We start from the raw sequence: 26,445 nt of genomic DNA on the forward strand, positions 1-26,445 counted from the left end.
TCGTTAATGCTAACCATCGAAAATCTTTGGTGTTAACACGCTACGAAAGGAGTTTCACGCTGTGGTCGATACCCTGACCAATCTTATGGAGCTAAGCCCCGAATGGCTGGCCGGCTGGATTATCACGCTTGTGGTGGCGTGCGTCGCCTTGTTTGCTGGCCTGGTCTGGGCCGCTTTGACGGTGCGCAAAGTTCGTGCTGCGCTGGATCTGAAGGCACAGGAACTGTCTGATCAGGATGCCCGGTTGCGCGAATCGGATCAGGCTCAGGCGTTACACCATCAACAGGTAAGCCATCTGGAACAGCAGATAGAGCAGCAGCGGCAAACCCTGCTGGAGCGGGATAACAGTCTCGAGACCTGGCGCCAGAAAGCCACCGGTCTGGAAAACCGATTGGCCTCTGCAGATTCGGAGTTGGCCAGTCGCCGGGACCGGTTAAGCCAGTTGGAGCAGGAGAACCGGGATCTCCGGCTGCGGGCTGAGAGCCTGAGCGATGAGTTCAACCAGCTGAAAGTGGAGCTCCGGGAGCAACAGGTTACTCTGGAAAAAGAGCGCCGCTCGGCAGCGGAAAAAATGGAGCTGCTTGAGAAAAACCGGGACGCTCTCAAACAGGAGTTTGAGAACCTGGCCAACCGCATCTTTGACCAGAAAAGCGAGCGCTTCAGTCAGCAGTCGAAGACCAGCCTGGATTCCCTGCTCAACCCGTTCCGGGACCAGCTCCAGGACTTCCGCAAACGGGTTGAGGATGTATACACCACCGAAACCCGGGACCGCCAGGCCCTGCGAAGCGAAATCAAATCGCTGCAGGATCTGAACCGCCAGATTACCGAGGAAGCCGCCAACCTGACTCGCGCCCTCAAAGGTGACAAGAAAGTGCAGGGCAACTGGGGGGAATTGATTCTTGAGCGAGTGTTGGAACGCTCAGGCTTGCGCAAAGGCGTGGAATACGAAACCCAGGGCAGCTACCGGGACGAAGACAACCAGTTACTGCGCCCCGATGTCATCGTACATCTGCCGGACCAACGCAACCTGGTGGTAGACTCGAAAGTGTCACTGCTGGCTTACCAGCAGTGGGTAGTGGCCGAGGAAGACAGCGCCCGTGACGAAGCCCTCAAGCAACACGTAGAGGCGGTGCGCAGCCATATCCGAAGCCTCAGTGAGAAAGACTACAGCCAGCTTAATGGCCTGCATTCTCCGGATTTCGTGCTGCTGTTCATGCCAATCGAGCCGGCCTTTGTGGCAGCATTCCAGCAAGACGAGAACCTGTTCGCAGAAGCCTTCGAGCGAAAGATTATTGTGGTGACTCCCACCACCTTGCTGGCGACCCTCAGGACGATTGAAAATATCTGGCGTTACGAGCGGCAAAGCCAGAATGCCCGGCGGATTGCCGACCGGGCTGGCGCCGTTTACGACAAACTTCGGGTGTTTGTGGAGGCTATGGAGCGTTTGGGCACCCAGCTGCACACGGCTCAGGGCACCTACGATAACGCCATGAATACGCTGACTCGCGGCCGTGGTAATCTGATCTCCCAGGCCAACCGGTTTGTGGAACTTGGGGTTCGGGTAAAGAAGGAACTGCCCAAGGCCATTGTGGAGCAGGCCGAGGTGGATGCGGATGACGAAGATGCCGATTCCGGCGAGCCGAAGCATACCGAGCTTGGCGCGCCTACAGACGCAGGTAGCGACGCTCCCGAGGTGGCGGAAGAAGGCACAAATGACAATCAGGAGTAGCGGTATGTTGTCACCCAGAATTTTAAGCCTGGCCGGTGGACGGTCATTCATGGCAGGCCTGGCAATGGTGGCCTCGTTGGCAGCGGTTTCTGCCCACGGGCAGTCGTTGGCACCGGAGCATGAGATCCGTCGCCTGATGCTGGCCACCGAAGAGGCCGTTGCGGCAGAGCGCTGGGGTGAGGCGAGCGAGTACCTGAACCGTCTGCAGAAGATGGAATCGGAAAAACCGGCGGATTATTTCTACTACCGCGGCCGAGCAATGTTGCAGGCCGGACACCTCAACGAGGCACGGGCGGCCCTGGAAGCTTATGTGAGCAGGGCTGGAGTGGATGGGCAGCACTACCAGCAGTCACTGAAGCTGATCACCGATATTGAGAAAGAAAATCGCGCCAACGTACGGGCGCTGGCCAACGGCAATGGCGAAGCCAAAGAGCCCGTGGCAATCATCGAACCTGCGGGCGGCCAGGAGCTGAAAAGCCTGCGACAGCTGTACCTGGCCGACTCAGACCGGGAGGCGTTGACCATCCATCTCAATGCCCTCTTGGAAACCGCCGGCTGGCGTAGGGACAAAACCGTGGTGCGGTTGGACCGGCCAGCAGACATCCGGTACCGGGTGAGCGTTGCCAACGGTAACCTGAACATTCAGGAAATCACCCGGAACACCGATGACACAACCGTCCGGAAGTCCGTTTCGCTGCCGGTATTTGGCGTAAACCCACAGCCCCGCTGGGACTGTGAGCCCGCTGTAGGCGCCTGCTGGATTTATGATCCGAGGGATGGCTCCCGGCTGTTCCAGCTGGCACAAAGCCGAAACCAGGTGAATGAGATTGCCCTGACCCTGGGCCGGCTGATTCGCAACCTGCAGCAGGGCAGTTCCGGCTCCTGATACGCACCGGTTGGCAGGCCCTGGCCGTTATTCGGCCAGGTCACCCCGTTCGCCCTCCCGCCAGGCGCCCGGGGTGACGCCGGTCCACTTCTTGAAGGCCCGGTGAAAAGTTGAAGGCTCCGTAAAGCCCACCCGCTCTGCAATATCGTTGATCGGCAACTCCTGATGGCTCAGATAGTAAATGGCCATATCCCGCCGCAACAGATCCTTGATCTCCTGGAACGAAGTATTTTCCTGCTTGAGCCGCCGCCTGAGGGTTTGCGGGCTGGTGTGAAGCTCCTGAGCAATCCAGTCAAAATCCGGCATGGGCTTGGAAAAATCCCGGCCAATCAGCCCCCGGATTTTGCCCGTCCAGGTGTTGCTTTCGTCCGGCCGGGATAACAGATCTGCCGGCGAGGTTTTCAGAAACTGGCGCATCTCCGGCTTGTCCCGGATCACCGGGGCGGAGAGAAAGCGCTTGCTGAAGGTGAGGGCGGTGCAGTCGGAGTCAAATGTCAGTGGGCAATGGAAGATATGGCGGTACTCATCGCCATGCTCGGGCCTTGGGTAGCTGAATTCGGCCTTCTCCAACTCCACCGGCTGGCCAATCAGCCAGCTGCCCAGGCGGTGCCAGATCACCAGGATGCTTTCGCGCAGGAAATAGCTTGGGTCGTGAATCTCGCCCTCGATACGGGCCACCAGCCGGGCGTTGTCCTCGTTTACTTCCAGCTCCATGCTCACCATAGGTTCAAACAGGCGGGAGAACCGGAACGCCTGCTCGTAGACTTCCTCCAGCGTCTGGCAATTAATCACCAGGGCGCACATGGTGGCAAAGGTGCCGGTACGGGCCTTGCGGGGGCCCATGCCCATAAACTCGTCGCCGGTGCGGTTCCAGATCACCTGCATCAGCCGGCTGAACTGGTCGCTGCTTACCCGGGCCATGTCTATGCGCAGCAAGTCCGGCGAAATGCCGGCTTCCTGTAACAGCGTACGGCTATCCAACCCCAGACGCTCCGCGCCGGAGAGGGATGCTTCAACAAAATGCTTTGAAACCGTAAGCGTAGACATAACCGGTGCCATTGATGGAAACGATGTTCATCATAAGTGCCCCGAGGGACAATGCAACCATCTGATTTCGCGAAAGATGGAAGATTCTGCCAATGGGAATGAAGGAACCGGCAGTTGGCCCCCTCTGCAAAACCCGGCAGCATGAGCCACAGTAACAACAATACCATCGATCAACTAACGGAGATGATTATGGCAGGCCCCCTGAGCACCTTGAAAATACTGGATTTCAGCACCCTGTTACCGGGCCCCTACGCCACCATGATGCTTGCCGATATGGGCGCGGAAGTGCTGCGTGTGGAAGCGCCGGACAGGGTAGACCTGGCCAAGGTGATGCCCCCGTTTGATGGCAAATTCAGCACCACCTTTTCATATCTCAGCCGTGGCAAACAGACACTCCAGCTCAACCTGAAACAGCCCGAGAGCGTGGAGAAGGTGAAAGAACTGGTGAAAGACTACGACATCGTCGTGGAGCAGTTCCGCCCGGGCGTGATGGACCGGCTGGGCATTGGCTATGAAACCCTCAAAGCCATTAACCCGAATCTGATCTACTGTGCCATCACCGGCTACGGCCAGACCGGTCCCTACAAAGACCGCGCCGGCCACGACATCAACTACCTGGCCATCTCCGGCGTTGCCAGCCACTGCGGCCGCGCCGACAGCGGCCCCCCACCGATGGGTATACAGGTTGCCGACGTGGCCGGCGGCTCTCACCACGCGGTGATGGGCATTCTCGCTGCGGTCATTCAGCGCCAGCAAACCGGGCGGGGCGTCTTCATCGACATCAGCATGACCGACGCCGCCTTCGCACTCAACGCCATGGCTGGTGCCGCCGCCCTGGCCGGCGGCCAGCCCCAGAAGCCGGAGGGTGGAATGCTCAACGGCGGCACCTTCTACGATTACTATCAGACCAGCGACGGCCGGTGGTTGTCGGTAGGCAGCCTGGAGCCGCAGTTCTCCGCACGGTTGTGTGACACACTTGGGCTCAGCGAGATGAAGAGCTTTGCATTGAGCCAGAACCCGGAGCATCAGAACACATTGAAAGTGGCGATCAAGGAGAAGATTGCGGCGAAGACTTTTGCTGAGTGGCAGGAGATTTTTGCGGAGGTGGATGCGTGTGTGGAGCCAGTTTTGACGATTGAGGAGGCGGCGGAGCATCCGCAGATTAAGGCTCGGCGGATGGTGGTTGAGCGGGATCGGGGGGATGGCGTGGGGCAGCGGCAACTCGGGATCAACTTAAGCTTCAGATAAGTCGATGGTCTCGTTATCCCCAAAAAAATACCCCGGCTTTCGCCGGGGTATTCGCCTAAGCCATAACGGCTATGCTATCAGTCTGGGTCCACTATTGAGATAGAAGTATCAGGGCGCTCAGTGTCGCCTGTGTCCACCGCGACAACAGCTCCGTTTGTTGCGATCAGACTGAGAGTTTGGAGAACCATCTGGCTGAAGGTTGCATTTGCAAGATCTGCGGATCCCGGAATGTCGTCACCGTTCTGATCTTTTTTCGCTGACGGCAGCACCGGCGTGCTGTGCTGGGCAAGTGAGGTGAACTTGACGTAAGCCGGCAAATCAACACCGCCTGTGTCGCTGCTCGCAACCCTATTCGCGCCAATCAGCTCGCTAAGCGGGGTGGAGCCAGAGAGCGGCGCCTTTGAGGATTGCATATCCACCATGACAATCTGGCCGCCCACTTCACCGGGGAATGAGCCGTTGAGATTGTTTACCCGGCCGTCATTGATGGTTGTTGTATCGCCGTCCACTTCAGAGATGACAGAATTCTGAAGGTCCGCAACAAAGTTGACCGGGTCAACGGAGTCTATCGCGTGCTGAAGAACGTTAAAATACGTCTGCAGGCCAGCATCCTGTTGCGTCAAACCGGTCTGGGCGGATAGCCCGCCGACGATGGTTGGGCCGAACACTGGTGAGTTTTCCAGCATACGAACGACGCCACCCACCGGGGTCAGCAGGTTGGCGGCCTGAATTTCAAGGTCTGAACGACCTGAGGCATTGGTGGACGCAACGAAAGCTCCGCCGTTAATTGTGCCTAGCGAATGACCGACGAAATAAACGTTGGAGGCATCGAAGGCCGGTGCAATTGCGCCCACAGAAGCACGCACAGTCATCAAGTCGACAGATCCCTGGCGAAGGTTATCCCGAGAGCCCAGGAAATTGGTCAGGTTTATGAACAAGTCTCCAGACTCTCCTGCCGCGGCACTCGTGTCAAAACTCATCTTAATGATGTTGTTGAGATTGTCAGTGCCATAGCCAAAGTGTCGCTCTGTCGCTCCCTCTGCCGCAATGCCTTGACCGGTAAATGCAGGGGTAAGGCCAGGAATGGTACTGCCGGCTCGGGAAACCGTTCCAATGAGGATATTGGCATTCTGAGCCGGAATTCCAGCACCGGTCAATGTGTCGACATCGCCTTGTACAACGGCGTTGATCAGCGTTTCGTTGTTCCAGGTTCCGCTAGGCAGCTCAGCGCCAGATTCTGCTGCGGCCAGCAAGCTAGCGGCTAGCGTTTGCTGATCGCTAACAGAGAACGGAGATACACCGTGCAAGGGTTGATCTATTGCAACCACTGCGACACCGTTCGCTGCGAGCGCACTACCGAATGTCAATGCTGCGCTGCGATCGGTCGTGATGCCATGCTGGTAAATGACCACCGGGAGTGAATCTGCGCTTTCCAGGTCGGCTCCGGATGGATACATGACCAGCATTGGCACGGTAATGTCCGCGTTCTTTCTCGGGAACGGGAACACGGCATTCACCACCTCTGACTTGCCAGTGCCTTGAGGAATGACCAGTCCTGCGTCTTCGAAAGCAGCGTTAAGGCCTGCAGCGAGTTGCGTATCCGCTTTCCAGAATTCGGTTCTGAGCGCGGCGCCACTCTGACTGCTAGGTACTCCTAAGAAGTAAGGCAGAGTGATTGAGCCCTGCGCAACCAGAACGTTGCTTGCTCCTGGAATGTTAGACAGCACGGCAGAGACAGCTGGCGCTGGCATTGCTGAACTGAAGTCGATTGAGGGTTCTGACGCCTTTGGTTCAGGAAATGTAATTCCTTGAGCCTGCAGACCACCTTTCAGAAGAATCCCGGCACATTGGAACTTATCAGGCACGGTGACAACCGGTTCGGCACTCACAACAAACGGCTCGGCATCACAAGATGCGAGCGCTGGATTAATTGAGCTGGGCTCAAACGCGCCCGAGGCGAGAGCCACTGCATCTTCAATTTCAGAGAAGCCGAAAGAGGCCAAAATACCCGGAAGTTGGGCGGCATAAATGTCATAGAATGGCTGGAAGTCAGCTTTCGAGACTACACCGTCACCGTTCATATCCCACGTAGTGGCAGGGAGTGAGGGGGCATTTGGAACATTGTTCTCGTTGAGAAGGAGGAAGTGTGCCCCTCTCGCACGCTTAGCAGCTCCAGTGGTTACCGACAGTCTTAACTGGTCCTCGATCCATTGAGCTGGGTTAGCTATGTACTGAAGGACTTTTTTGTCGTTAGACGTCGTAAAGCTATATGCTAAGGCGATATTTTCTAACTCAATTTCGGCGCCGCCGAAATTCGATCTGAGGCCACTAATTGCTGACTTTGCGGTGGGCTCCCAGAAGTTCTGGATTAGATTGCGGACGGCGTCAACACTTGGGCCAAGTACTAAATCACTTTTGAGCTCTGTGTAGGCGGGTGAGCTTACGATAGGCTCTCCATTGCTATCCAGAATTTCCTTGGTAAGTGCAACCACATAACGTTTGTAAGGATCCAGTGGCTTGGTTGGCAAAATTCGGATGTAATCGGTGCCACTAAGTGGCTTTACTTCAACCTCGAAATCGAAGAATAGGTCTCCGTCCGGCACTTCGCTTGCTCGAAGGCCTCGCAGTGGGTCCCCACTGGCGTAATCTAGCTCGATCACAAATACGTTCTGCGCTAATACTGCTTGAACGTCTGCGGCTGGATCCGATGAAGTTCCCGTTTGAAGTCGGCCCAGTGCCTCGAGGTCAGGCCCAATAACTGATTCAGCGTCAATCGACTGGTTGAACTTTAAGTCGATGGGGGCAACTGTTGATGCACCGCTAAGACCGTTCAGTGCAGTGGTTACGGGGGGCTGTGTGTCGCCAACCGCAAAAGAACCGTCACCCACGTTTGCATAAATCAAATCATTCGGAATTGGCAGGTCGGACACTGCCGGGAACGGATCGAACACCGGCCAGGTTTTGCCCTCAAATTGAGCAAGGAAGTCAGCTCGGTTTTTATCCTGACTGATCTTATAATCCGGATTCGCATTACCCCCATCGCCGGCGCTATCGAAGCAACCAGTCAACCCAAGGGAAGAAGCCACGGCAAGACTTATTAGAGTTTTCTTGAACATGGGTGGAACCTTTTCCTGTTGTTGTGTCGTTATATCCGGCGTAGACGGAACCGGTCGGCCCCTGAATTCCGTGCTTTTGCCTGTTCTGCTTTTATGAATTCGTTCGTTGTCTGAAATTGTAGCCAGCACTTGAGCCAATTTCTGTAGCTTTGACTATAGCGACAGTCTGGCAAGTGTTGATCAGCCAAAAGTGTGATTCTGCTTTCGGAATCCCTCCCCGCACAGTCGGAGTGGCCTTTCTGAAAAATAGTGGGCACTGGCGGGTTTGTCGAGTCCTATCGGGTTCATTTCTGGTAAACTCACGCTTCCTTATATAAGCAGGGGCTGCCTGGGTGGCTCCGCACACTTCCGATAATCAGAAAGCTGATGAGGCGACTATGACCACTGTTATCCGCCAGGACGACCTGATCGAAAGCGTAGCCGATGCGCTGCAGTTTATTTCCTACTATCACCCCAAGGATTTTATCCAGGCTGTGTACGAAGCCTATCAGCGCGAAGAGTCCCAGGCCGCCAAGGATGCCATGGCCCAGATCCTGATTAATTCCCGGATGTGTGCCCAGGGCCACCGCCCGATCTGCCAGGATACCGGCATCGTGACCGTGTTCGTGAATATTGGTATGGATGTGAAATTCGAGTGCGACATGCCGCTGGATGACGTGATCAACGAAGGCGTCCGCCGTGCTTACACCCACCCGGACAATGTTCTTCGTGCCTCTGTGCTGGCAGATCCGGATGGCAAGCGCCAGAACACCAAAGACAACACGCCTGCCATCATTCACTACAAGATGGTGCCGGGTAACACGGTAGACGTTCATGTGGCGGCCAAGGGCGGCGGCTCGGAAGCCAAATCCAAATTTGCCATGCTGAATCCGTCTGATTCAGTGGTGGACTGGGTGCTGAAGATGGTGCCGCAGATGGGTGCCGGCTGGTGTCCGCCTGGTATGCTGGGTATTGGTATTGGCGGTACTGCCGAGAAGGCGATGGAGCTGGCGAAAGAAGCCCTTCTGGATCCGATCGATATTCACGACCTGCAGGCCCGTGGTGCGTCCAACCGCTCTGAAGAGCTGCGCCTGGAGTTGTTTGAGAAGGTGAACGAGCTGGGTATCGGCGCCCAGGGGCTGGGTGGTCTGACCACGGTTCTGGATGTGAAAGTTAAGGATTTCCCGACACACGCGGCCAACAAGCCGGTGGCGATTATTCCGAACTGTGCGGCTACCCGTCACGCGCACTTTGTGCTGGATGGCTCTGGTCCGTCTCTGCAGACTCCGCCGAGCCTGGACGACTGGCCGGAAATCACCTGGGAAGTGGGTGAGAACGTTCGCCGTGTGAACCTGGACACCGTGACTCCGGAAGACGTCAAAGACTGGCAGCCCGGTGAAACCGTTCTGCTGTCTGGCAAGATGCTGACCGGCCGTGATGCTGCTCATAAGAAGATGGTAGACATGATCGAGCGGGGCGAAGAGCTGCCGGTGGATCTGAAAGGCCGCTTCATCTATTACGTAGGCCCGGTTGATCCGGTGCGCGAAGAGGTGGTTGGCCCGGCTGGCCCCACCACGGCCACCCGTATGGACAAGTTCACCGACACCATGCTGGAGAAAACCGGCCTGACCGGCATGATCGGTAAAGCCGAGCGTGGCCAGGTCGCCATTGACGCAATCAAGAAGCACGGCGCGGTATACCTGATGGCGGTGGGCGGTGCGGCTTACCTGGTGTCCAAGGCGATCAAAGGTGCCGAGGTGGTGGCCTTCGAAGAGCTGGGAATGGAAGCCATCTACGAGTTCGAAGTGGAAGATATGCCGGTAACCGTAGCGGTGGATTCCCGCGGCAGCTCCGTGCACCAGACCGGCCCGGTCGAGTGGCACGACAAGATCATTGCTGCCAAAGCGGTTTGATCTGAGTCTTTGTTAGTCTCAGTGGCAGCCTTGAGTGTTCGGCTCAGGGCTGCCACTGAAAGTCCTTCATCTTTACCTTTCCTTTATACACCTCAACGCCTTCCAGTCTCAGCTTCTCGGTTTGAAGCTGGCAGGTTTCTGTGCCTTCAGGAAAAGCGATCTGGCCGTTGCTACGGATAACCCGGTGCCAGGGGATGCTGTGGCCGGCAGGCAGTTTGCCCAGTGCCCGGCCAACAAAACGCGCCTGCCGGCCCAGGCCGGCCATGGCGGCGACCTGGCCGTAGCTGGCCACCCTTCCTTGCGGAATGGCGGCCACTACCTGCCAGATCTTTTGCTCTTTTGTCGGTTCTTTGTCGAACTCGTCCATTCAGAGCCTCATGCGTCTGCGCACTAGAGACGCAGGGCGCCGTCTACTTCGATCATACGTCCGGAGACATAGTCGTTCTCGAAGATGAACGCCACGGCAGAGGCAATCTCTTCGGGCTTGCCCATGCGCTTGAGCGGGATGCCGGCGGTCATTTTCTCCAGGGCTTCCGGTTTCATGGAGGCGGTCATTTCGGTTTCGATGAAGCCGGGGGCGATGCCCATGCAGCGGATGCCATAGCGGGCCAGCTCTTTGGCCCAGACCGGCACCAGGGCCGATACGCCAGCCTTGGCGGCGGAGTAGTTGCTCTGGCCCATGTTGCCAGCGCGGGAGATGGAGGCGATGTTGATGATGGCGCCCTGGTCACCGTTTTCGATCATGCGGGTGGCGGCTTCGCGGCCGCACAGGAACACGCCGGTGAGGTTTACATCAATGACGGACTGCCACTGGGCCAGTTCCATGCGTTTTTCCAGTTTGCCGTCTTTGAATTTCACCATCAGGCCGTCGCGCAGAATGCCGGCGTTGTTCACCAGGCCGTTCAGGTGGCCAAAGTCGTTGATGATGGCCTGGAAGGTTTTCTCAACATCGTCTTCTTTAGCGACGTTGCAGACATAGGTTTTGGCATCGCCACCGGCTTTTTGGCAGGCGTCGGCGGCTTCCGCCAGTTTGTCTTCCATCAGGTCGATGAGGGCGAGTTTGGCGCCTTTGGCTGCCAGGTACTCTGCCATGGCGCGGCCGAGGCCCTGGCCGCCGCCGGTGATTGCGATCACGGAATCTTGAAGTTTCATGGTTTGCCCTAATTAAGTTCAGAGGTGGTTTACGTTCTCTGTGTGTCTGCATCGTTTTTATAAGGAGGCATTTTGCCCGTTTTCCTATTTCTTTTCATTATTATGCCCATCGCTGAGATGGTGGTTCTGATCAAGGTCGGCGGCCTGATCGGGGTGTTGAACACCATCGGGCTGGTGCTGCTGACCGCCGTCATTGGCGCCTGGCTATTGCGTCAGCAGGGGCTGGCTACGTTGTTGCGGGCGAACCAGCGGTTGAACAGCGGCGAATTGCCGGCAAAGGAAGTGGCCGAGGGGCTGATTCTGGCCGTGGGCGGGGCCTTGTTGCTGACACCGGGGTTTATTACCGATGCGGTGGGGTTTGCCTGTTTGTTGCCGGGGTCCCGGCACTGGCTCGCGGCGAAGGCTTTGAAGCGAATGACGGTAGCCGGCCAGAGTCGGAGCTTTTATTTTGGTACAGGCGGTGGTGCCGGGCCATTCGGGCAGGGGCCGTTTGAAGGGCATGGACCGTTCGGGCCGCAGCGTCCGTTTGATCGGGATGCCAATGGCGACATTATTGAAGGCGAATATCAGGATCAGACGGAGAGCGATCGGGAACGCCTTGAGCGGGCACGGGAGCGCGGTGAGGGCGACGAAAAAAAGTGAAATTTTTTTCGCTCTGGGTGTTGAAAACGTTGGTGGCAACCCCATTAACTCACCACAGATTCGTCTCGGGCTGAAAACTGCTGTCTATCAGTGGCTTGGATGCCGAGGCAATTTGTCCGGTCCGGGGTTCCGGCCAGACACTTTTAACATGCAATTGTCATTGCCACATTAATCTGACTATTGGAGAAACCGAGCAATGAAAATTCGTCCGCTACACGATCGTGTTGTCGTACGCCGTAAGGAAGAAGAAGAGAAAACTGCGGGTGGCATCGTGCTGCCGGGTAACGCCAAAGAGAAGCCCTCCCAGGGTGAGGTAGTTGCTGTGGGCAATGGCCGTATTCTGGATAACGGCGAAACCCGTGCACTGGCGGTCAAGGTGGGTGACACCGTGGTCTTCGGTCAGTATGCCGGTAACACCGTAAAGGTTGACGGTGAAGAGCTGCTCATCATGAGCGAAAGCGAAATCTACGGCGTGCTTGAGTGATCGCATCAGCGATAAGTACGAACGCTCATTAATCCGATCTTATTCAACTTCGGTTTAACGAACAGGAATAGAAGACATGGCAGCAAAAGACGTTAAATTCGGTGATAGCGCCCGCAAACGCATGGTTGCAGGTGTAAACATCCTGGCAGACGCAGTCAAGGTAACCCTGGGCCCGAAAGGCCGTAACGTGGTTCTGGAGAAGTCCTTCGGCGCTCCGACCGTGACCAAAGACGGTGTGTCTGTGGCCAAGGAAATCGAGCTGAAAGACAAGTTCGAGAACATGGGCGCGCAGATGGTCAAGGAAGTTGCTTCCCAGGCCAACGAAACCGCTGGTGACGGTACCACTACCGCAACGGTTCTGGCCCAGTCCATCGTCAATGAGGGTATCAAGGCAGTGACTGCCGGCATGAACCCGATGGATCTGAAACGCGGTATCGACAAGGGTACGGCTGAAGCCGTTAAAGCGATCCGTGAAATGGCCAAGCCCTGCGACGACAGCCGCATGATCGCCCAGGTTGGTACGATTTCTGCCAACGGTGACGAGACCATCGGCAAGATCATTGCGGACGCCATGGAGCGCGTAGGCAAAGAAGGCGTCATCACCGTTGAGGAAGGCCGTGGCCTGGAAGACGAGCTGGACGTGGTAGAAGGTATGCAGTTTGACCGCGGCTACCTGAGCCCGTACTTCATCAACAACCAGGACAACATGTCTGCCGAGCTGGACGACCCGTACATCCTGCTGGTTGACAAGAAAATCTCCAACATCCGCGAACTGCTGCCGGTGCTGGAAGCTGTGGCCAAGGCTGGCAAGCCGCTGCAGATCATCGCCGAAGACATCGAAGGCGAAGCCCTGGCCACTCTGGTTGTGAACAACATGCGTGGCATCGTTAAGGTGAACGCGGTTAAAGCACCTGGCTTTGGTGACCGTCGTAAGGAAATGCTGCAGGACATCGCCATCCTGACCGGTGGTACCGTGATTTCCGAGGAAGTAGGCCTGACCCTGGAGAACACCACTCTGGATGACCTGGGTACTGCCAAGCGCGTTAACGTGACCAAGGAAAACACCACTCTGATCGGCGGTGCCGGTGCTCAGGGCGATATCGAAGCCCGCGTTGAGCAGATCCGCAAGCAGATCGAAGACAGCACTTCTGACTACGACAAAGAGAAACTGCAAGAGCGCGTAGCCAAGCTGGCGGGCGGTGTTGCCGTGATCAAGGTTGGTGCCGGCTCTGAAGTGGAAATGAAAGAGAAGAAAGCCCGCGTTGAAGACGCGCTGCACTCCACCCGCGCCGCCGTTGAAGAAGGCATCGTAGCCGGTGGTGGTGTTACCCTGATCCGCGCCATTGCGGCTCTGGACAAGGTAGACGCCATCAACGAAGAGCAGAAAGCCGGCGTGAACATTCTGCGCCGTGCCATGGAAGCGCCGCTGCGTCAGATCGTATTCAACGCAGGTGGTGAGTCCTCTGTTGTGGTTGCCAAGGTGAAAGAAGGCGAAGGTTCCTTCGGCTTCAACGCCGCAACCGAGCAGTACGGCGACATGCTGGAAATGGGTATCCTGGATCCTGCCAAGGTCACCCGTTCTTCCCTGCAGGCGGCTGCCTCCGTAGCATCCTTGATCATCACCACCGAGGCGATGGTTGCGGACGAGCCTGAAGACGAGAAGTCTGGCGGCATGCCAGACATGGGCGGAATGGGCGGAATGGGAGGCATGGGCGGCATGATGTAATGCCGGCCAGGTCCCGACCAGATCTCAGTTTCTGAGGTCTGGCCCGATCTACCCCTGAAAAACCCCGCGCTGGTTCACACTGGTGCGGGGTTTTTCGTTATTTTTGTCATGAACTTGCCTAATGGCTTTGTTAGACTCGGTTACCCGTTCATTAACGTGCAAAACTCAATGACTGAACCCCAAGCCAAGCCTTTCCTGCGCCCTGCCAAGATCCTGCTGCTGTTGCTGCTTGGCTTCCTGGGGTATGGGGTGGTGCTGGTGCTGTGGGTGCCGGCGGGGTGGGTTTGGCACCAGGCTTCCCGGCATGTCCAGTTACCGCCGCAGGTAGTGGTGCAACAGGTGTCGGGTAGGCTCTGGGATGGCGCCGCAGGCGTTGTGGTTGCCGGTTTTCCAGCCCGGGTGCAGTGGACGTTGGGGTGGCCCTCGCTGACCGGGTTGGAGTTACCGATTGGAATTTCCTTGGCGTCGTCACAATCCCGGGTGGAGGGAGCTGCTAGTATCGGTTGGCCGGGTAACCTGGATGTGACGGCCCGCGGCCGGATAGCGGTCGAGGAATTCGAAGATCTGATTCGTCAGAGTGGCGGAGCCATGATTGAAGGGGACGTCAGTATCGATCGACTGCGTCTGGTCTTCGCGGATAACCGATTGCAGCAAGCCGACGGTGTCGGGCGCTGGAATGGCGGGCTGGTTACCTGGCCTATGGGGAATCAGACCGGGCAGGCAGAGTTCCCGCCTATGCAGGCCAATATAGATACCACCGAGGGTGGCGTTGCGTTGACGGTATCGGAGCAGGGCGGCGATGGCCCCGCCGCAGATGCCAGTATTCTTTGGGACGGCATGATGGAGCTCAGGGTGTATAAGCGCATGGTTGACCTGGCGCAGCAGCCATGGCCCGACAGTGCGCGCCCGGGTGATGTGGTGTTCCGGGTTCGTCAGCCAATACTGCCGGGAGGGTTCTGACGTGGCAGGATTGGCAGTACATCATCAGGAGCGTCTATCCAGAGCCCTTGCAAACATTATTCTGGTCGCCCTGGTGCTTTATCTTAGTATTTCGGCGGCCAAACTGACCTGGCTGTATGCATGGTCTGATCGGCCGGTTCCGGATGTCCCGGCACAGTTGGGTGGCCAACCTGGCGCCCAGAACCGGGTACCCCAGGCTTCCATCGCCGGTTACGAATTCTTCGGCCGGCCAGAGCAGCAGGCCGGTGTGGCAGAGGTTGTTCGCCGCAGCGCACCGGAAACCGGGTTACGGTTGCGCCTCGAGGGGGTGCTGATAGGGCAGCGGCCGGAAGACTCCGGTGCTATAGTTGCCGGAAGCAATGGTGAAACCGAGTATTACCGGGTAGGTGAAACCCTGCCTGGTAATGCAGAGCTGGCCGAGGTGGAATCAGACCGCATTCTGATTCGGCGTGGCGGCCGCTATGAGTCACTCGCATTTGAAGAACAGCTGGACTCTTCGGTAATGGTTGCGGACGCACCGGTTCAGGCGGCAGAATCGCCCGATGATTTCCTGGCCGGGGCCAGGCAGCAGCTGGATGCAGAAGGGGCTGCGGCATTGGCGGCTTATGGCTTACGGCCAGCGGATGACAGCGGCGCTTCTGGGTATGTGTACGATGGCTCCAACCCGATGCTCAATGCGGTCAATCTGCGCCAGGGCGATGTCATTACTGCCATTAACGGTCAGCGCCTGGGTGATGTAGAACAGGATAAATCCCTGCTGGAAGACTGGCGTAGCCAGGCCCAGCTGGATATCGAGATAGAACGAGACGGCTCCATACTGACCGTTAGCTATGCCATACCCGAGCAGTGGCGCTGATCGGGAACATTACAACAGGACGATATCGCCAGATGTATAACCACAAGACCAACGTACTCCGGACCCTCGTGTTTCTTCTGCTGTTGCCGATCCTATCGGTGGCTCAGGCACAGGATGAAACCTGGCGGTTGAACCTCAAGGATGCGGACATCCGGGCCTTTGTCACTCAGGTGGCGGATATTACCGGGTACAGTTTTGTGGTGGACCCCAGGGTAAAGGGCAAGGTGACCGTGCTGTCCAGTGCGCCCATGAACAAGCACGAAATCTATGATCTGTTTCTGGCGGTATTGAATGTGCACGGTTTCACCGCCATTCCCGGGGAAGAAGTCATCAAGATTATCCAGCAGGTGGATGCAAAGCAGTCTGCCGAGATTCTGGATCGATTCGAGGTTACCCCGTCTGAACAGCTGATTACCCGGGTTATCCAGATTGATAACGCCAATGCCCTTGAGCTGGTGCCGATCCTGCGGCCGCTGGTGGCAAAGTATGGTCATCTGGCCGGTGTGGCTGCGGCAAATGCCCTGATTGTCAGTGATCATTCATCGAACATTCAGCGAATTGAGCAGATTGTTCGCGAACTCGACAGCCCTTCCAAATACGAGGTTGAAGTTATCCAGCTCAGGGAAGCCTGGGTGGGTGACATGGTCAAACTCCTGCAGGAGCTCGCGCCCGATGAATTGCGTCGTGGCAGCGGTGACAGTTCCGCGAGAAAGTACAGCGTGACGGCGGATGAGCGGAGCAATCGGCTGATCCTCAGGGGCGACGAGACTTTTCGTGACAAAATGCGGGGCTTGATTCGTCAGCTTGATCAGCCCTCGGCAACTGGCGGCGCGACAAAAGTCATCCGACTCAAGCACGCTGACTCCAAAGCCCTGACCGAAATTCTAAAGGGCGTGATGGGCGAAGTGGTGCGGGAATCGAGTACCGGCAGTGGCTCCGGGGGCAGTGGCTCATCGGGTAGCCGTTCCGCAAGCTTCTCGGTGTTCGCCGATGAAGGTTTGAATGCGCTGGTTGTCCGTGGCGAGCCGTCGTTGATGCAGGAAGCCGAGCAGATTGTGGCGGCTCTGGATGTGCGCCGGGCTCAGGTGATGATTGAAGCGGCGATTGTCGAGATCAGTGACGAGCTGGGCGATCAGTTGGGTGTCCAACTGGCAGCTGGTGATGAGTCTGCCAACGCCTTCCCGGTAATGGGCACTAACCTTACCAGTGGTGAGGGCATGCTGGGGCTGAACTCGGTGATTGGTGCGCTGGTAGGCGATACCCTGCCGCAGTTGGGCGGCGGCATTACGGTCGGCGCTGGCCAGCGTGATCGGGACGGTCTCACCTGGGGGATTCTGATTCAGGCGCTGTCTTCCTCATCCGCTGCCAACCTGCTTTCGACACCGAGCATCATTACCCTGGATAATCAGGAATCCGAGATTATTGTGGGCCAGAACGTGCCGTTCCGGACGGGGCAGTCGACGGTTACCGGTGATGGAACCACCAACCCGTTTACCACCATTGAACGCCGTGATGTGGGCCTTTCCCTGAAAGTAACACCGACCATCAGTGCCGACGGCCTGGTTCGGCTGGTGGTCGAGCAGACCACCGAGGATATCTCTACCACGACGGTCTCCGGCGCCTCCGATTTGATCACTAACAAACGTGAGATCAAAACCACTGTGCTCGCCGATGATGGTGAAACCGTGGTTCTGGGCGGGCTGATCAAGGATGACTTCCAGGTCAACAAGAGTAAGGTGCCGCTGCTAGGGGATATCCCGTTGCTTGGGCGCCTGTTCTCATCGGAGTCTGAAACCCGCATCAAGCGTAACCTGCTGGTCTTCCTGAGGCCGACCATTATGCTCGGCAAAGACGAGAGCGTGGCTGCCACTACCGAGAAGTTTAACCAGCTGTGGGACGTAAACCTTGAAGTCCGCGAAAAGCTCGGCCTGCCCGCCCCGGAAGACCAGCCCTCGGTGGATATGCTGTTCCAGGGGCGCAGGGAGTAGGGTCTTAAGGGTCTGTCCCTCAGGGTCTGTCCCCGAACGGGGACTGACCCATTTTGGCAGGCCGAGTAGGTAGTTAGGCTTGGTTGCCATAGACGGGCAAAGGTGGGTCAGTCTCTCAGGGTCTGTCCCCGCAGGGGACTGACCCATTTTGGAAGACTAGATACGCGGTTAGAATTGGGTGCAACAGACGGGCAAAAGTGGGTCAGTCCCCGTTCGGGGACTGACCCTAGAGCGGCGGCATCGGGCAATCCAGCTGATCTGCTACCAGCCGCATTAACTCATACTCCCGCACATCCACCTTGCCATCGTGGGTCACGCAGTAGCCGCAGGCGTCGATGACGGCGGGCTTCAGCAGCGGCGACAGCCGATTCAGTATTTCCAGCGCTTCTCTCAGTTCCCGCATGGACACCTTCCCGGCTCTGCTTTCTTCCTGACCGGTACCAAAGCCGGCCATGGCTTCGAGATACAGCTTGTCCGCATCCTCAGGGGTGTCGGTGCCGGCCCGGGCAAACAGGCTGAGCAGGCGCCGCAGGGCCGGCATCACCTGGCGATAGTTCCGGTATTTGACCGGTACAACCTGTTCTGCGCCAAGCCCGAGATGCCGGTTCAGGAAGGTGGTCAGGGCCAGCTCGAACAGGCTGACCCGGTTGTCGGCTGCAACCAGCTTCTGAACGTTTTCAAGCAGGGCGTCGCGTTCGTCCGGGTCCAGTTTCCGCAATGCCGGCATGGCCAGTTCCAGTACCGGGAAGCGTGCAGTTTCACCCAGTCTTGCCAGGGCTGGCAGCATCTTGTCCAGCAGGTCTGGCTGCGCGCCCAGTAGCGGGTGTTCGGTTAACAGCGCCAGTCGTTGTTTCTGGATGCTCGGCGAAAGATCAAAGATCAGCAGGGCATAGCACAGCTGAATTGCGCCGGCGCGGGTGTAGAGCAGGTTACGGAAGGTGGATGGCAATTGTTCCAGAAGCTGGACGGCAAAGGCTTCGCTCTGGGCGCTGACGGTGCCTACCCGTGTGGACAACTTTTCAGCCAGCTGTGGAGTGTCGGGTGCCAGGGAAGAGCGTAGCGGTGATGAGCTACCACGGCCCCTGGCAGGCGCGACAACCTGGTTGACCAGATCGTTCAGGCCTGCTTTGCCGGCTGGCCTGGTGGTGTCCTGGCGCAGCTTTTGGCTTGGTTCAGTGTCTCTCAGGCGGCTGCGCAGGCGAGCCAGCATGCCGGGCTGGATGGCATTGATGCGTTCGTTGATGGGCGGGTGGGACGCGAGCAGGGTGCTGAACTTCATCCGTGCCGACTCACCAAAACACATGTGGTTCATATCGCTGGCATGGCTGGTGGTATCCAGGTAGCCGCCCTTCATGCCAATTTTGAACAGGGCGCTGCCTATGCCCTCGGGGTTACGGGTAAATTGTACGGAGGAGGCGTCCGCCAGCATTTCCCTTTGCCGGGATACCGCTGCCTGAATCAGCCGGCCGAAGAACACACCCACATAGCCGATGATCATCAGGGCCAAACCGATCAGGCCCATTGCAGCCTGCGCACGGCCATCCCGATTTCGGCTTCGGCCGCCGCTGTAGAAACCTGCCCGAAGCAGGAACTGGCCAATCTGACCAAGCATCAGAATGCCGGCCAGCAGCGCAATCAGTCGGACGTTAATGCGCATATCGCCATTCAATATATGGCTGAACTCGTGCCCCACCACGCCCTGAAGCTCGTCTCTGGTGAGGTGGGTAAGTGCGCCGTGGGTAACCACCATAACGGCCTCACCAGGCGTGTAGCCGGCCACAAAGGCGTTGATGCTGGTTTCGTTGTCCATCACGTAAAGGTCTGGCACGGGCACGCCACTGGCGATGGCCATTTCCTCCACGATGTTGCGAAGCTTGCGTTCTTCGGGATCGTTGGTGTCGGGCTCAATCGGGCGGGCGCCCACCATTTTTGCCACCCGGCTACCGCCACCGGCCAGGTCTGCCCAGCGAACCAGCGAGCCGACCCCTATAAGCAACACCACCGCAAGTGCGGTGGTGAGTCCGTGGCTGGAGGTCAGCCAGTAATGGAAGGGTAGAACCGAGGTTTGGCTGCGGGTGACCAGATACCCGACCAGGCAAACAGCCAGGGTAATCAATGTGACGGCTGTCAGAAACAGGACGATTAACAGGCCGGTATTGCGCCGGGCATGGGCCTGGCGCTGGAAGAAACCGGGGTTTGCCATGATTCAGGCCTCAGAAGCTGACTTTTGGTACCTGGCGCGCTTCCGGGGTTTCCAGTTGCAGCTGGGCGGTTTCCTTGAAGGCAAACATGCCGGCAACAATATTATTCGGGAACTTCTCGCGGAAAATGTTGTAGGTCATCACGCCGTCATTGTAGGCCTGGCGGGCAAAGGCCACCCGGTTTTCGGTGCTGGAGAGCTCTTCCATCAGTTGCTGGATGGTTTCGTTGGCCTTCAGTTCCGGGTAGTTTTCAGAAACGGCGTAGAAGTTTGCCAGGGCTTTGGTCAGCAGGTTCTCGGCACTGCCCAAACGCTGGATCTTGGTGCCGTCCCCCGGGTCTTTCGCCGCGTCTTTCTGGGCGCTGACGGCGTTGTTGCGGGCTTCCATCACCTGGGTCAGCGTCGATTTTTCGTGAACGAGGTAGGCCTTGGCGGCTTCCACCAGGTTGGGAATCAGGTCATGGCGGCGCTGTAGCTGCACATCAATCTGCGCAAAGCCATTCTTGAACTGATTACGCAGCGATACCAGGTTGTTGTAGATAAACACCAGGTACAGTATGACAACGGCAATAACAACAAGGCCGATGACGGTCGTTCCCATGACTACTCCTCAGGGTGAAAGGTTCAGGCGTTATTTTCCACGATACGGGCATGGAAAGTCTGTACAAACGTCTCAAATTCCTTGGGTGGCAGTGGTTTGCTGAAAAAGTACCCCTGGGCCAGTTTACAACCACGCTGGCTCAGATAGTACTCTTGTTCGGCGGTTTCAACCCCTTCGGCCACGACGGTGAGGTTCAGACTTTTGCCAAGGTCAATGATGGTGTTGGCAATTCGTGTGTCTTCCTCATTGACCAGCAAGTCCCGAATGAACTGCTTGTCGATTTTCAGGTGCTGAACCGGCATCTGCTTCAGGTAGGTGAGAGACGAGTATCCGGTGCCAAAATCGTCCACCGCGATGCTGATGCCTGCCCGATGCAGGCGATGCAGCTTGGCCACGGCATCGCTGAGATTGGTCATGAAGCTGGTTTCGGTTACCTCAAGCTCTAGCCGGCCGGCGGGAATGTTGTGGCGTTTCAGGGTGTTCAGGATGTCATCGACAATGGATTCCTGGCGAAGTTGAACAGCAGACAGGTTCACGGCAATTCTGAGGGGTGAACCTTCACTGGCCCATCGAGCGGCTTGCCAGCAGGCCTGGTCCAGTACCCATTGGCCAATCTCGACGATGGCGCCATTGGACTCGGCAACGGGGATGAAGTGATCAGGGGGAATCATGCCTCGCTCGGGATGTTCCCAGCGCAGCAGTGCTTCGGCACCGATGACGCGTTTGGTCTCGAGGTTGATCTGAGGCTGGTAAACCAGATGGAACTCGTGGTTTGCCAGCGCATTACTCAGGTCTTTCTCAAGCTGTTTGCGCTCCCGGATCTCCTGATCAATGCTGGCAACGTAGAACTGGAAATGATTGTGTCCGTTCTGTTTGGCCAGTGCCATGGTCTGTTCGGCGCTTTGCAGAAGCCGGTCGGCCTGGTCAGCATCGGAGGGGAACAGGGCAATACCCAGGGTAGCCGTCATGGATATGCGATGGTTGCCGGCGTTGATCGGGGTGGCGAAGCTGCCCAGAATCTTTTCGGCGGTATCGGCTGCCTGAAATCCATCGCGAAGCCGCTTCTCGACAACGACAAACTGGTCGCTGCCCAGCCGGGCAACACTGAACCGTTCCGAAGGCAGGTTGGCGGTCAGGCGACTGGCGACCGTCTGCAATATGGTGTCGCCAGTTCGGAAGCCGCACTGCTCGTTCACGGATTTGAAGTCATCAATGCCGCAAACCATCAATGCCAGTGTGCCATGGGATTCCCTGGCAGACACGATGTCGTGTTGCAGGTCTTCCATGAATGCGTCACGGCTGGGTAGCCCGGTCAGAGTGTCATAGCGTGCCAGGCGGTTGACCCGATCTTCGGCTTCCTGATGCCGTTTCTGGCTCTCAGCGATAGAGACCAGAAGATTATTGGTGGCGTTCACCCATAGCCCAAGCTCGTCTGCCCGATGTCCGTCCGGAACCGCAATCAGCCGGTCGTCGGGCCGTGCCGGGTCGACTTTGCGAACGGATTGCACAATGCGTAAAAGGGGGCGGGTAAGCACCAGATGGAACACCACGAACAGTACAAGGCCCAGAATCAGTGCCAGTGCAATGCCCGAACCAAAGGTGATCAATGCGCGGTTCAGCCAGTTCTCAGCGATAGGGGCAGTGTCGTAGTGCACTTCAAGGTAGCCGTAGATCGTGTCTGGGCTGGTGCCTCGGTGCAGGCTTTCGCGGTATTCACGAATGCTGCCGAAAATGGGGTCGGTAATGGGGCGGAATGCCCGGTCTTGCAGTGGCCTGAGCCGGCCGCCCAATTGGTCGCCATCCGGGTGAGAAATGCGAGCCAGGTGAATGGGCTCCAGCGCGAAAAGGCCATCAACCACTTGCTGGGCCAGGGTGTCATCAATACTGAAAACGGACTGGGTGGCGGCGTCACGAACCATTGCCATGGTCTGGTTGGCCTGGCGTTCCAGTTCCATGGATACCCGCCTGGCGTCGAGAACAACCTGAACGGTGCTGACCAGGATGCCTGTCAACAGGGCGACAATCAGCACCCAGCGCAGGATTCGGTATCCCAGGTGATTTTCAACTTTGAAGGCGGTTTGCATTCCGAGTCTTGTGGCTCATCTGTCCGGATTGTTCTTGAGTGCAGGCGCCAGGGTCAGGCCTGCCGTGTACGACAGTATGGTTCAGATTTTTTGCAACTGCATGGAGTATGGCCGATTTTTTCAAATAATCATGGGTGGGCGTGTATCGATTTGTTGCGGTTTTGTCGCATCTGGATACAGAAACGCCCGCCAGGCTGACCTGGCGGGCGTTCAGGCGGAAGCGGCTGGGCAGCTTCCGACGGCACTACTCTGTGATCAGGCCAGATTTTCGTTAACGAAATTCCAGTTGACCAGGTTCCAGAAGCCTTCGAGGTAGTTCGGGCGGCTGTTCCGGTAGTCGATGTAGTAGGCGTGTTCCCAGACGTCAACGGTCAGTACCGGCTTGTCAGCGCCGGTCAGCGGAGTTTCCGCATTGCTGGTATTGACGATGGCTACGCTGCCGTCGGCCTTCTTCACCAGCCAGGTCCAGCCTGAGCCGAAGTTGTTGGCGGCTTTGTCGTTGAATTCTTTCTTGAACTCTTCGAAAGAACCAAATGCCTTCTCGATCGCCTCTTTGGCAGCGCCAGTGGGCTCGCCACCGCCGTTCGGGCTCAGGCAGTTCCAGAAGAAGGTGTGGTTCCATACCTGCGCAGCGTTGTTAAACAGTGGGCCGCTCGCGCTCTTGATAATGTCTTCCAGGGATTTGCTGGCATTATCGGTGCCGTCGATCAGGCCATTCAGCTTGGTGACGTAGGTCTGGTGATGCTTGCCGTAATGGTATTCCAGGGTTTCCTGGGACATGTGCGGTTCCAGAGCGTTTTTTTCGTAAGGCAGTGCGGGAAGTTCAAATGCCATGAGGTCGTTCTCCCTGTCTCTCTGTTTATGTTGAATGTGTACGTCACAGCAATATAGGGGCGATTTGAGCTAAATCAACCCCTTGGTGTAAGAGTACTTGTAAACTCGGGGCTGCCGGGCAGGAACTGTGCGCAGTTCCGGACCCGCCAAACCAGCTCTTCATAGCTGTCGGCCAGAATATTTACATGCCCCAGCTTGCGCCCCGGGCGCTCACCTTTATTGTAGAGGTGAACATGAGCGTAGGGCAGTTCCAGTATGCGTTCAATGTCTCCATGCTCGCCGATGATGTTTATCATGCAGCTAAGCCCCCGGGCTTCCACATTACCCAGGGCATGGCCGCTGACAGCGCGAATGTGGTTTTCAAACTGACTGGTCATGGCGCCTTCGATGGTCCAGTGCCCGGAGTTGTGCACTCGCGGCGCCATTTCGTTGGCGACCAGCCCGTCATTGGTTTCAAAAAGCTCGAGGGTTAATACGCCCACGTAGTTCAATTCGTTCAGCAGAGATTTGATGTATTTCTCTGCGTCTTGCTGAATGTGTGCCTGAAGGGCAGGCGCGGGAGCAATGGAATAACGAAGGATGCCTTCGTGGTGGGTGTTCTCGGCGATGGGGTAGAAGGCCAGGTCGCCGTCCTCGGCGCGCACGGCAATAATCGATACTTCACGTTTGAAGTTGACGAACTTTTCGACGATCACCCGTGGGTGCCCGATGCTGCTCCAAGCGGCTTGTGCTTCTTCCGGTGTTTTCAGGACGGCCTGACCTTTGCCGTCGTAGCCTTCGGTGATGGACTTGGCAACCACCGGGCAGCCGAGTTCTTCGGCAGCGGCTTTGAGTGACTCGGCGCTGTCTGCAATTTGCCATTGGGGTGTGGGGATGCCCAGGCGGCCGAACAGGGTCTTTTCGGCTTCGCGGTTCTGGCAAACTTCCAGGGCCCTGGGGCAGGGATGCACGGGTTTGTGTTTGGCGAGTTCTTCTGCCACGGCGACGGGCAGGTGTTCGAATTCGTAGGTAACGCGGTCCACCCGGGAGATGAAGTCGTCCAGGTATTGGCCGTCACGGTCGATGATCACTTCGCCAAGACCGGCGCTGGGGCTGCCGGACATGTCATAGAACACGAAGTCTTTGGCCAGGGGGTAGCCTGCGAGGGCTAGCATGCGGCCTAGCTGGCCGGCGCCAAGTACACCAATTCTCATGTAATTTCTCCTGCCACTGTTTCGGCTCTGACATTGGTGGTGTGAGCAGTTCGGGGAAGGCTTTCCAAAACACGCTCAAGCCCATCCATGGGGCGCTTGGGCTCCGCCATCCATGGCTCCGCACAGTTTTGGAAAGCCTTCCCCGAACTGCTCATCCAGCCTTGGGAGTTGGCTTCACTGATCTCTGGGATCAGGATTGTCCAGAATCGTTTGTGTTTGGGTTGTCCTGAATTCGTCAACGGCCTTTCGCACGTTGTCATCGAACGTGCCAATAATCTGTGCTGCCAGCAGGCCAGCGTTGGTGGCGCCCGCCTTCCCGATGGCCAGGGTGCCAACGGCGATGCCGCCGGGCATCTGTACGATAGACAGCAGTGAATCCAGGCCGTTCAGGGCCTTTGATTGTACAGGAACGCCCAGGACTGGCAGAGAGGTCTGGGAGGCAACCATGCCGGGTAGGTGAGCTGCACCGCCGGCGCCTGCAATGATGACTTTCAGGCCGCGGTCGGCTGCGGTTTTGGCGTAGTCAAAGAGCAGGTCGGGTGTGCGGTGGGCGGAAACCACCCGGGTTTCGTAGGCGATGCCGAGTTTTTCGAGCATGTCGGCGGCGTGTTCCATGGTGGGCCAGTCGGATTTCGAGCCCATGATGAGTCCTACAAGCGGCTGCATATGCAACTGTCCTGTGATAATTGGAAAGCCGGCCATTGTATGTTTTGCCTACCTACCATGCAACACAGCGCGGGCGTGGTTCCGGTAATCTTTAAAAGGCTTCATTTTAACGGATTGTTAAGTGCGGGTATTATCGTGGCTGACATTTTGACCATCCCGATTCAGGAGTAGTAATGGAACCCATTCGCCCGGACGATGACGAGCTGAGAGCTGAGCCCCCTATTGGTGGCGCCGAGCCCAGAAAACCTGATGGGCAAAAGAGTAAATCGGCCAGTAACCGGCAGAAGCCCCCAAAGCCCCCAAAACCGGAGAAGACGTCTGGCGGTGGCGGCCCGGGAGGTGGGTTGTTGATGTGGCTTGTGTTGGTGGTGGTGGCCGCAGGAGCGGGTGCCGGCTGGTATGTTCAGAATGAGCGTATTGAAGCCCTCGAGGGGCAACTGGAAGAGGCCGATTACTGGGCTCGGCAGAGTAAGCTGGCGCTGGCCCGTTTTGAGGGTGAGTTATCGGAAACCGGGGAGTCGCTGCAGGAGCGGGGAGCTTCCCTGGAGGAGATGATTGCAGCTAATGACAAGCGCCTGGATTCAGCAGACAGTGAAATCCGTAAACTCTGGGTCATTGCCAACGAGCGCAACAAAAAGCGGCTTGATGAGCACCAGCAAAGGCTGTCGGATGTTGATGATCAGCTTGCCCAGGCAAACAAGGCTGCGTCTGATTTGACCGCATCGTTGGAACAGGCACGTACGGGGTTGTCGGCAGATGTGGCGCAGGTGCGGCAGCGACTTGACGATTCCGTTGCTTCGCTGGAGCGGGCCAACCAGGAGGCGACGCAGCAGTTGACGCGGCTGAGCCAACAGATCGGGGATGTGGATCAGGTGGTTGAGAGCCGGATAAGGCGGTTTGAGCAGGAACAGAAGCTGGGGGTCAGTGGCATGGAAGGCCAGATTGCCGCGCTGGAGCAGAAGGTGGACGCCATGGCGGGCGACGGCGAGGTCCGGGCTTTGAGGAATCAGCTGTCTGAGCTCAAGAAAACCGTTGATGCGGTGGATGCGTCGCGGTCTCAGCTTACTTCCCGGCTGGTCAGGCTGTCGGAGGAGGTAAACCAGCTTCGCTCGCAGGTTTCCGGAAACTAGGCGCTTTTATT

The 26,445-nt window shown here is 57.4% G+C and carries 21 protein-coding genes; 11 read left to right on the forward strand and 10 right to left on the reverse strand.

The annotated features are described in order from the left end of the window. Nucleotides 1-85 precede the first annotated feature (85 nt). Together rmuC and FIV08_RS06345 are read left to right on the forward strand one after the other, a co-directional pair. Nucleotides 86-1,729, forward strand: a complete 1,644-nt coding sequence (gene rmuC / locus FIV08_RS06340) for a DNA recombination protein RmuC (RefSeq protein ID WP_228715538.1) — start codon at nucleotides 86-88, stop codon at nucleotides 1,727-1,729. A gap of 49 nt (nucleotides 1,730-1,778) precedes the next feature. Further along, complete coding sequence (locus FIV08_RS06345) at nucleotides 1,779-2,615, forward strand: hypothetical protein (RefSeq protein ID WP_172972317.1); 837 nt, start codon at nucleotides 1,779-1,781, stop codon at nucleotides 2,613-2,615. A gap of 27 nt (nucleotides 2,616-2,642) precedes the next feature. On the opposite strand, the gene FIV08_RS06350 is transcribed toward FIV08_RS06345, so the two are convergent. After that, nucleotides 2,643-3,662: an AraC family transcriptional regulator gene (locus tag FIV08_RS06350; protein WP_152437721.1), complete on the reverse strand. Its 1,020-nt coding sequence runs from the start codon at nucleotides 3,660-3,662 to the stop codon at nucleotides 2,643-2,645. A gap of 189 nt (nucleotides 3,663-3,851) precedes the next feature. Between FIV08_RS06350 and FIV08_RS06355 the strand changes: the two genes are divergently transcribed. Beyond that, the gene (locus FIV08_RS06355; RefSeq protein WP_152437722.1) at nucleotides 3,852-4,910 is read left to right on the forward strand and encodes a CaiB/BaiF CoA transferase family protein; all 1,059 of its coding nucleotides are present in this window, start codon (nucleotides 3,852-3,854) and stop codon (nucleotides 4,908-4,910) included. Nucleotides 4,911-4,987: 77 nt separating this feature from the next. Here FIV08_RS06355 and FIV08_RS06360 read toward each other — a convergent pair whose 3' ends face one another. Continuing rightward, entirely contained in the window at nucleotides 4,988-8,026 is a 3,039-nt protein-coding gene (locus FIV08_RS06360; RefSeq protein ID WP_152437723.1) for a hypothetical protein, read from the reverse strand. Nucleotides 8,027-8,403: 377 nt separating this feature from the next. Here FIV08_RS06360 and FIV08_RS06365 point away from each other — a divergent pair, with 377 nt between their 5' ends. Further along, the gene (locus FIV08_RS06365) at nucleotides 8,404-9,918 is read left to right on the forward strand and encodes a fumarate hydratase (protein WP_058091821.1); all 1,515 of its coding nucleotides are present in this window, start codon (nucleotides 8,404-8,406) and stop codon (nucleotides 9,916-9,918) included. Nucleotides 9,919-9,961: 43 nt separating this feature from the next. Here the strand turns inward: FIV08_RS06365 and FIV08_RS06370 are convergent, their stop codons facing one another. Together FIV08_RS06370 and FIV08_RS06375 are read right to left on the reverse strand one after the other, a co-directional pair. Then, nucleotides 9,962-10,285, reverse strand: coding sequence for an MGMT family protein (locus FIV08_RS06370; protein ID WP_152437724.1), 324 nt, complete (start codon nucleotides 10,283-10,285; stop codon nucleotides 9,962-9,964). 23 nt (nucleotides 10,286-10,308) lie between these two features. Beyond that, nucleotides 10,309-11,070 carry an SDR family oxidoreductase gene (locus FIV08_RS06375; RefSeq protein WP_152437725.1) on the reverse strand — a complete coding sequence of 254 codons (762 nt, stop codon included), beginning with the start codon at nucleotides 11,068-11,070 and terminating at the stop codon, nucleotides 10,309-10,311. A 72-nt stretch (nucleotides 11,071-11,142) separates the two neighbouring features. Here FIV08_RS06375 and FIV08_RS06380 point away from each other — a divergent pair, with 72 nt between their 5' ends. From FIV08_RS06380 to gspD, 6 genes are all read left to right on the forward strand, one after another. Beyond that, complete coding sequence (locus FIV08_RS06380; protein ID WP_138436635.1) at nucleotides 11,143-11,712, forward strand: FxsA family protein; 570 nt, start codon at nucleotides 11,143-11,145, stop codon at nucleotides 11,710-11,712. A gap of 196 nt (nucleotides 11,713-11,908) precedes the next feature. Then, entirely contained in the window at nucleotides 11,909-12,196 is a 288-nt protein-coding gene (groES, locus tag FIV08_RS06385) for a co-chaperone GroES (RefSeq protein WP_058091815.1), read from the forward strand. Nucleotides 12,197-12,272: 76 nt separating this feature from the next. Further along, nucleotides 12,273-13,922 carry a chaperonin GroEL gene (gene groL / locus FIV08_RS06390; RefSeq protein ID WP_106695369.1) on the forward strand — a complete coding sequence of 550 codons (1,650 nt, stop codon included), beginning with the start codon at nucleotides 12,273-12,275 and terminating at the stop codon, nucleotides 13,920-13,922. A gap of 168 nt (nucleotides 13,923-14,090) precedes the next feature. Further along, complete coding sequence (gene gspN, locus FIV08_RS06395) at nucleotides 14,091-14,882, forward strand: type II secretion system protein N (protein ID WP_152437726.1); 792 nt, start codon at nucleotides 14,091-14,093, stop codon at nucleotides 14,880-14,882. A gap of 1 nt (nucleotide 14,883) precedes the next feature. Continuing rightward, a complete protein-coding gene (locus FIV08_RS06400) occupies nucleotides 14,884-15,738 on the forward strand; it encodes a type II secretion system protein N (RefSeq protein ID WP_152437727.1) in 855 nt (284 codons plus the stop codon). 32 nt (nucleotides 15,739-15,770) lie between these two features. Then, nucleotides 15,771-17,726, forward strand: a complete 1,956-nt coding sequence (gspD, locus tag FIV08_RS06405; RefSeq protein ID WP_152437728.1) for a type II secretion system secretin GspD — start codon at nucleotides 15,771-15,773, stop codon at nucleotides 17,724-17,726. Nucleotides 17,727-17,952: 226 nt separating this feature from the next. Here gspD and FIV08_RS06410 read toward each other — a convergent pair whose 3' ends face one another. The 6 genes from FIV08_RS06410 to purE form a co-directional block, all read right to left on the reverse strand. Continuing rightward, nucleotides 17,953-19,929 (reverse strand): M48 family metallopeptidase, encoded by a 1,977-nt coding sequence (locus FIV08_RS06410; protein ID WP_152437729.1) that lies wholly within the window; start codon nucleotides 19,927-19,929, stop codon nucleotides 17,953-17,955. 10 nt (nucleotides 19,930-19,939) lie between these two features. Further along, nucleotides 19,940-20,527, reverse strand: coding sequence for a LemA family protein (locus tag FIV08_RS06415; protein WP_058091810.1), 588 nt, complete (start codon nucleotides 20,525-20,527; stop codon nucleotides 19,940-19,942). A gap of 23 nt (nucleotides 20,528-20,550) precedes the next feature. Further along, the gene (locus FIV08_RS06420; RefSeq protein ID WP_152437730.1) at nucleotides 20,551-22,611 is read right to left on the reverse strand and encodes a putative bifunctional diguanylate cyclase/phosphodiesterase; all 2,061 of its coding nucleotides are present in this window, start codon (nucleotides 22,609-22,611) and stop codon (nucleotides 20,551-20,553) included. Nucleotides 22,612-22,866: 255 nt separating this feature from the next. After that, nucleotides 22,867-23,445 carry a superoxide dismutase [Fe] gene (sodB, locus tag FIV08_RS06425; protein WP_058091808.1) on the reverse strand — a complete coding sequence of 193 codons (579 nt, stop codon included), beginning with the start codon at nucleotides 23,443-23,445 and terminating at the stop codon, nucleotides 22,867-22,869. 74 nt (nucleotides 23,446-23,519) lie between these two features. After that, entirely contained in the window at nucleotides 23,520-24,638 is a 1,119-nt protein-coding gene (locus FIV08_RS06430; protein ID WP_152437731.1) for a 5-(carboxyamino)imidazole ribonucleotide synthase, read from the reverse strand. A 174-nt stretch (nucleotides 24,639-24,812) separates the two neighbouring features. After that, a complete protein-coding gene (gene purE / locus FIV08_RS06435; RefSeq protein ID WP_152437732.1) occupies nucleotides 24,813-25,304 on the reverse strand; it encodes a 5-(carboxyamino)imidazole ribonucleotide mutase in 492 nt (163 codons plus the stop codon). Between the two features lie 173 nt (nucleotides 25,305-25,477). Here purE and FIV08_RS06440 point away from each other — a divergent pair, with 173 nt between their 5' ends. Beyond that, on the forward strand, nucleotides 25,478-26,434 hold the full coding sequence (locus FIV08_RS06440; protein ID WP_152437733.1) for a hypothetical protein: 957 nt from the start codon (nucleotides 25,478-25,480) through the stop codon (nucleotides 26,432-26,434). Nucleotides 26,435-26,445: the final 11 nt, after the last annotated feature.

It is taken from the genome of Marinobacter sp. THAF197a (assembly GCF_009363275.1).
Lineage (GTDB): Bacteria > Pseudomonadota > Gammaproteobacteria > Pseudomonadales > Oleiphilaceae > Marinobacter.

What these genes read in the sequence shown, in the direction of transcription:
- rmuC (WP_228715538.1), top strand. Translation starts at nt 86, where the DNA reads ATGGAGCTAAGCCCCGAATGGCTGGCCGGCTGGATTATCACGCTTGTG.
- FIV08_RS06345 (WP_172972317.1), top strand. Translation starts at nt 1,779, where the DNA reads ATGGCAGGCCTGGCAATGGTGGCCTCGTTGGCAGCGGTTTCTGCCCAC.
- FIV08_RS06350 (WP_152437721.1), bottom strand. Translation starts at nt 3,662, where the DNA reads ATGTCTACGCTTACGGTTTCAAAGCATTTTGTTGAAGCATCCCTCTCC.
- FIV08_RS06355 (WP_152437722.1), top strand. Translation starts at nt 3,852, where the DNA reads ATGGCAGGCCCCCTGAGCACCTTGAAAATACTGGATTTCAGCACCCTG.
- FIV08_RS06360 (WP_152437723.1), bottom strand. Translation starts at nt 8,026, where the DNA reads ATGTTCAAGAAAACTCTAATAAGTCTTGCCGTGGCTTCTTCCCTTGGG.
- FIV08_RS06365 (WP_058091821.1), top strand. Translation starts at nt 8,404, where the DNA reads ATGACCACTGTTATCCGCCAGGACGACCTGATCGAAAGCGTAGCCGAT.
- FIV08_RS06370 (WP_152437724.1), bottom strand. Translation starts at nt 10,285, where the DNA reads ATGGACGAGTTCGACAAAGAACCGACAAAAGAGCAAAAGATCTGGCAG.
- FIV08_RS06375 (WP_152437725.1), bottom strand. Translation starts at nt 11,070, where the DNA reads ATGAAACTTCAAGATTCCGTGATCGCAATCACCGGCGGCGGCCAGGGC.
- groES (WP_058091815.1), top strand. Translation starts at nt 11,909, where the DNA reads ATGAAAATTCGTCCGCTACACGATCGTGTTGTCGTACGCCGTAAGGAA.
- groL (WP_106695369.1), top strand. Translation starts at nt 12,273, where the DNA reads ATGGCAGCAAAAGACGTTAAATTCGGTGATAGCGCCCGCAAACGCATG.
- gspN (WP_152437726.1), top strand. Translation starts at nt 14,091, where the DNA reads ATGACTGAACCCCAAGCCAAGCCTTTCCTGCGCCCTGCCAAGATCCTG.
- gspD (WP_152437728.1), top strand. Translation starts at nt 15,771, where the DNA reads ATGTATAACCACAAGACCAACGTACTCCGGACCCTCGTGTTTCTTCTG.
- FIV08_RS06410 (WP_152437729.1), bottom strand. Translation starts at nt 19,929, where the DNA reads ATGGCAAACCCCGGTTTCTTCCAGCGCCAGGCCCATGCCCGGCGCAAT.
- FIV08_RS06415 (WP_058091810.1), bottom strand. Translation starts at nt 20,527, where the DNA reads ATGGGAACGACCGTCATCGGCCTTGTTGTTATTGCCGTTGTCATACTG.
- FIV08_RS06420 (WP_152437730.1), bottom strand. Translation starts at nt 22,611, where the DNA reads ATGCAAACCGCCTTCAAAGTTGAAAATCACCTGGGATACCGAATCCTG.
- sodB (WP_058091808.1), bottom strand. Translation starts at nt 23,445, where the DNA reads ATGGCATTTGAACTTCCCGCACTGCCTTACGAAAAAAACGCTCTGGAA.
- FIV08_RS06430 (WP_152437731.1), bottom strand. Translation starts at nt 24,638, where the DNA reads ATGAGAATTGGTGTACTTGGCGCCGGCCAGCTAGGCCGCATGCTAGCC.
- purE (WP_152437732.1), bottom strand. Translation starts at nt 25,304, where the DNA reads ATGCAGCCGCTTGTAGGACTCATCATGGGCTCGAAATCCGACTGGCCC.
- FIV08_RS06440 (WP_152437733.1), top strand. Translation starts at nt 25,478, where the DNA reads ATGGAACCCATTCGCCCGGACGATGACGAGCTGAGAGCTGAGCCCCCT.